The organism is Vibrio sp. S12_S33 (genome assembly GCF_963889785.1).
Classification (GTDB): Bacteria; Pseudomonadota; Gammaproteobacteria; order Enterobacterales; family Vibrionaceae; genus Vibrio; species Vibrio aestuarianus.
Genome location: NZ_CAWPQZ010000126.1, coordinates 1 through 1,884 on the forward strand (window position 1 = coordinate 1; position 1,884 = coordinate 1,884).

The 1,884-nt window shown below is 38.0% G+C and carries 1 protein-coding gene and 1 pseudogene; both read left to right on the forward strand.

The window, feature by feature from the left end:
• Window positions 1-112 (forward strand): annotated as a pseudogene (locus tag AACW06_RS19335) (IS982 family transposase); the annotation flags it as partial.
• Window positions 113-352: 240 nt separating this feature from the next.
• Window positions 353-1,606, forward strand: coding sequence for a DUF3391 domain-containing protein (locus tag AACW06_RS19340; protein WP_192076305.1), 1,254 nt, complete (start codon window positions 353-355; stop codon window positions 1,604-1,606).
• Window positions 1,607-1,884 lie beyond the last annotated feature (278 nt).

Sequence of the window (1,884 nt, forward strand, 5' to 3'; positions counted from 1 at the left end):
TGGATTCATGTTGAACTTACTTGGTGGGTTAATTGCGTACTGCCTAAAACCAGAAAAGCCATCGTTGAACATAACAACCACTGAAAAATCAGGATTAATGGCGATGGCTTAAACCGATCTCAGGTTAGTTAGGGCTTTTTTTGATTCTAATCCGAACATCTATTCATAGCATATTTAGTGCTTACATTGAGAAAGTGTGCACATTCTTACGCTTCTCATTTTATATTGTTGCGTTTAGCTACCACATTTATATACACAAATGATGGGTTGAGACTTAACATGTAGCGGATAAGCGTGTAAGTATCTCCTTTTAAAATGTTATAACCATTTGACTTAAGGTGTTGTGTAGATTGTGGCAAGCATAAAAATTACTGTAGATAGACTGCAACCTGGCTTACATATTAGGTTGCCAGTTAAATGGAATGAACACCCCTTCCTCTTCAATAGCTTTAAAATTAAGTCTCAAGAGCAAATTCAATTGATTAAGCATTTGGGTATTCAGCACGTCTATATTAATCCCGCTCAAAGCGATACACAGCCATTACCAGTTAATAGCCAACCAGAAGAGGTGGGTGAAGAACCCTCTTATGTAGATAGTGAAGCTAAGAAACTGTGGGAAGAGAAGCAAAAACGAATTGAAAAGCTCAATGCTTATCGACGTCGCATTTTAAATTGCGAGAAAGAATTTGAACGTTCATTGGCTCGTATGCGAGCTGTGATGAATAAAATTCGTAATCGTCCAGAAGATGCAGTAGATGAAGCTTCTCTTTTGGTTGAGGACATTGTTGATAAACTTTTAAGTGAAGATAATGTCACTTTACATCTAATGAATGGCAAAAGTGAGTTTGAAGATATCTACTTCCATTCATTGAATGTTTCTGTCATTGCCATGCTGATTGGTAAAGCCAAAGGTTACGATGCTCAAAAAATCAAGGAATTGGCATTTGCTGCTCTGTTCCACGATATGGGGAAAATTAAAGTTCCAACCGCCATCGTAAGAAAGAAAACAAAGCTGACGGAACCTGAGTTAAATTATCTTAAGTTGCATACTAAATATGGCTTAGAGATAGCGAGCCATATTGAGAGTTTTCCTGACAGTGCAAAAAAAGTGATAGAGCAACATCATGAATTAAACGATGGCAGTGGTTATCCGCTCGGTTTAAAAGAAGCAGATATTGATGAGTTGGCGCAAGTTATTACGGTAGCCAATGCCTTTGATAATCTTTGCCATCCTAGCATTGTTGCTGAACAAAAAATCCCATACATTGCTCTTTCTTATATGTATAAACATTGTAAACACCTCTACAGCAAAGAAAACCTCAACATTCTGATCAAGTTTATGGGGGTTTTTCCGCCCGGAACTGTAGTGCAGCTATCCAATAATATGGTTGGATTGGTTATTTCCGTGAATGCCCGGCAATTACTATATCCCAATGTCTTGATCTATGATCCTTCGGTACCTAGAACGCAAGCCCCAATCATCGATTTGGCGGATAGGGATTTGAAAATCGTTAATGCGATTTTGCCTCATAAACTGCCTGACAAAATACGAGAATATTTAAATCCTCGTTCTCGGATTTCATATTTCTTTGACAGTGATGACTAATTTCGAATTCGAAGCAGGGATTAACTAGTGCTGAATGGGTACTTTCTGGCTGTTAATTAAGCAAAAATAAGTAGTTTGTTGGCTTTTTGTTCGCTTGAGTACTGGGGAGGCAATTTTATAAAGAAATAAGTTGCTATCATATTTTATCTCCCTATAATGCCGCCTCACTGACACGGCACAGCCAGTAAGGGTTCAAGCCCACTAGCCAGTCAATCAGTAGGCCAAATTGGTAAGACGAAATAATTTAAAAAAGTGTTTGACACAAAAAATTATCTCGC